This window comes from Cellulomonas sp. P5_C6 (assembly GCF_054049635.1).
The window spans coordinates 1-3,449 of sequence record NZ_JBFULZ010000290.1 but is presented as its reverse complement, the minus strand read 5'-3'; the positions used below and the strand labels follow the sequence as shown (position 1 = coordinate 3,449).

Below are 3,449 nucleotides of genomic sequence, written 5' to 3'. Positions count from 1 at the left end.
CCGTCGTAGCGGCCGTCGGTGAGGAACTGCAGGGTGAGGAACGGGTGCGTGGTCCCGCCCTTGCGCAGGTTCAGCTCGATGGCGTGCGCGGTCCAGGCGCCCGACGCGTCGCGGACGACGACGAAGTCGACGGCGAACCGGCCCAGCACCCCTTCCCGCGCCAGGCGGCGGCCGATGACCTCGGCGGGTTCGCTGATCAGGCGCGAGTACGCCGGGTCGGCGGGGAACGTGCAGCCCAGGTAGCGCTGGCCGCTGGGTCCCCCGAGCAGCTGGTCGTGGGTGGAGAGCAGCTCGACCGTGCCGTCGGGCAGGACGCGCAGCTGCACGCTCGGGCTGCGCAGCTCGGCGCCGGTGACCCGTTCCTCGACGATGCCGCCGCCGGTGAACCGTTCCCAGTACTGGGCGCGGCTCAGGGTCGGCGACTCGAGCTCGAGGGCCTCGACCCGCGTGCGGACGTCCGCCGGGTCGGCCGGCGACGCGAGGCCGGTCAGGTCGACGACCGCGTTGCCGCTCCCGGAGACGCCGTCGTTCAGCTTCACGATCACCTGCCCGCTGCCCGGCCCGGCGGCGAGCATGCGCACGATCGCGTCGACGACGTCCTCGCGGCTGTGCAGGTCCTCGGCGCCGAAGGGGTGCAGCACGCCCTCCTCGGCGAACAGGCGACGGCAGCCCGTCTTGCTCCCCAGGTCGGCCAGCCCCGGGTCCGAGCCGTACATGGGAATCCCGAGGTGGAGCGCCAGGTCGCGCTCGCGCTCCGTGGTGCTGTACGCGATGAGGTGGCAGCGCTCGCGGTTCGGGATCGCCGCCACGATGGAGGCGATCAGCCGGGGTCGGTCGAGGAGCTTCTCGTTGAGCGGGCGCAGCGTCGCGTCGTCGACGGAGACGAGCGTGAGCCGTGCGCGGGCGTGGCTGGGGATCACGCCGGGGAGCAGGGCGAGGTAGTACTCGATGATGCTGTCCTTGATCGGCGTCGAGGTCACGTACGTCATCCGGAGCAGGGGCTGCCGCAGCAGGAGCAGCAGGAACAGGAAGCGCTCCTCGTACGCCTGCACCAGTCCGGCGCTCCCGACGGACAGCCCGTCGACCGCGACCGACGGGACGACCACGACCGACTCGTCCTCGTGGTCGCGCCGCATGACGTCCCACACCGAGCGCATCCGCTGCTGGAGCACCTCGAACCGCGCCTGCCGCCCGACCTCGTCCAGCTCCTCCAGCGTGGTCACGGCTGCCTCACCCCTGCGCTCTCGACGGCGAACGTCCCCACCGGCCTGCTGAAGCCCCGCAGGTCGAGCTCACCCATCGGCCGACCGTCCACCCGGTCCTCGACGGCGGAGAAGACGCGCTGGCTGACCAGCACCTGGCCGGCCGCGGCCGCGGCGCACAGCCGGGCCGCCAGGTTGGTGACGCTCCCGATCGCGGCGTAGTCGGACCGTCCCTCGAAGCCGATCCGGCCGAGCGTCGCGTAGCCCTGCGCGACGCCGACGCCGAAGCCGAGCTCGTGACCCCGGCGGGACCAGCCGACGGCGAGGCCGGCCACCCGGTCCTGCATCGCCATCCCCATAGCGACTGCCCGCCAGGCCGGGTCCTCGCAGGTCACCGGGTCGTTGAAGAAGACCATCAGCCCGTCGCCCGTGAACCGCTCGAGGGTCCCCTCGTACTCGTCGATGAGCTCGCCCAGCGCCCGGTGGTACTCCCGCAGCACCGACATCACCTCCTCGGGCTCCGACTGCTCCGCGAACGGCGTGAACCCGCGCAGGTCGCAGAACACGACGACGATCTCCCGGCGGTGGCTGTCCAGCAGCGACTCGTCGCCGGAGTCGATCACCAGGTCGGCCAGCTGTGGGGGGAGGAACCGCCGGAGCCGGCTCAGCCGCTGCAGCTCGTCGACCTGCGCGCGGACCCGTGCCTCGAGGTCACGGTTCCACTCCGCCAGCTCGGCCGCCTGCCGCGCGATCGTGTCCTGGTACTTCTTCACGCGGGCCAGCGACGCCACGCGGGCCACCAGCTCGCCCTGGTCGAAGGGCTTCGTCACGAAGTCGTCGGCGCCGGCCTCGATGGCGCGCAGCTTCTCCTGGTCGCCGCTCGCCGTGATCATCACCACCGGCAGGTACGCGGTGGCGGGGTCCGCCCGGACCCGGCGGCAGACCTCGTAGCCGTCGATCCCGGTCATGACGATGTCGAGCAGGACCAGGTCGACGGGCTGGCTCGGGTCCTCCAGGACGCGCAGGGCTTCCTCGCCCGACCCCGCCAGGATCAGCCGGTAGCCCCGCGGCTCCAGCACCGCCTGGAGCAGCCGCAGGTTCTGCGGCACGTCGTCGACCGCGAGGACGGACACCGGCTCAGGCATGGGCGTGGCCGCTGACGAGGAACGCGTCGACCTGGGCGGGCAGCGCGCGAACGCTGATCGGCTTCGACAGGTAGCCGTCGAAGCCGTCGGCGAGCGCCCGGTCGCGGTCCGCCTGCATCGCGAACGCGGTGACGGCGACCACGGGGACGTCGGCGACCACGGGGTCCAGCCGGATCCGGTGCAGCGCCTCCACCCCGTCGATGCCCGGGAGCTGGAGGTCCATGAGGACGAGGTCCGGGCAGCACTCGTGCGCCCTGGCGACGCCCTCCTCACCCGACCTGGCCTCGACGACGTCGTAGCCGCGGACCTGGAGCACGTCGCGGATCAGCTTGAGGTTCAACGCGTTGTCCTCGACCACGAGGATGCGACCGGTCGTCATCCCCGCCCCCTTCCGGTGGCGACGTCGGCGTCGGCGGGCAGGCACCCGCAGCTGCGCAGCGCGGCGACCAGGTCGTCGCGGCCGACGGGCTTGATCAGGTACTCCGTGGCGCCCATGGCGAGGCCGCGGGAGCGCTCGTCGACGATCGACGCGATGACGACCGGGATGTCGCGCGTGGCCTCGTCCGCCTTCAGGCGTTCGAGGACCTGCCAGCCGTCCAGGCCCGGGAGGCGCAGGTCCAGCACGACGGCGGCGGGCAGCGACGAGCGGATCTCGTGGAGCCCCGACCGGCCGTCGCGCGCCCGGACCACCCGGACGCCGAGGCCGTCGAGGTAGGCCGCGAGCAGGTCGAGCGACGCGCGGTCGTCGTCGACCACCACGACGACGGGCGCGTCGTCGCGTGTCCCGTCCGCGCCGGCGCGCGGCGCGGTGTCGACGGGGACGACGAAGCCGAACGTGCTCCCGACGCCGACGTCGGTCTCCAGCCACATCCGACCGCCGAGCAGCGCGACGAGGCGTCGGCAGAGGGTCAGGCCGAGCCCCGYGCCCTCCTCCTTCGGCGCGCCCCGCCGCCCCTGCTGGAACGCCTCGAAGATGTGCTCCCGTTCCTCCGGCGCGATCCCCGGACCGTCGTCGGCGACGGTGACCTCGAGGTCCGGCCCGACGCGGCGCACGTCGACGACGACGTGGCCGCCGTCGGGCGTGAACTTCACGGCGTTGCTC

At 73.0% G+C, this 3,449-nt stretch carries 4 protein-coding genes; all 4 read right to left on the bottom strand.

Features of this window, described 5'->3' with window-relative positions:
• Positions 1-1,223: peptide ligase PGM1-related protein (locus ACXJKG_RS20235; protein ID WP_456847517.1), on the bottom strand; the 1,223-nt coding region annotated here is incomplete at its 3' end.
• Positions 1,220-2,347 (bottom strand): adenylate/guanylate cyclase domain-containing protein, encoded by a 1,128-nt coding sequence (locus ACXJKG_RS20230; RefSeq protein WP_456847516.1) that lies wholly within the window; start codon positions 2,345-2,347, stop codon positions 1,220-1,222. The genes ACXJKG_RS20230 and ACXJKG_RS20235, both read right to left, overlap by 4 nt.
• Positions 2,340-2,726, bottom strand: coding sequence for a response regulator (locus ACXJKG_RS20225; RefSeq protein WP_456847515.1), 387 nt, complete (start codon positions 2,724-2,726; stop codon positions 2,340-2,342). Before ACXJKG_RS20225 ends, ACXJKG_RS20230 begins: the two co-directional genes overlap by 8 nt.
• Positions 2,723-3,449, bottom strand: a 727-nt coding sequence (locus tag ACXJKG_RS20220) for an ATP-binding response regulator (protein ID WP_456847514.1), incomplete at its 5' end; no start/stop codon positions are given. The genes ACXJKG_RS20220 and ACXJKG_RS20225, both read right to left, overlap by 4 nt.

Excerpts from the sequence above, each read along its gene's own strand:
- ACXJKG_RS20230 (WP_456847516.1), bottom strand. The coding sequence starts at position 2,347 with ATGCCTGAGCCGGTGTCCGTCCTCGCGGTCGACGACGTGCCGCAGAAC.
- ACXJKG_RS20225 (WP_456847515.1), bottom strand. The coding sequence starts at position 2,726 with ATGACGACCGGTCGCATCCTCGTGGTCGAGGACAACGCGTTGAACCTC.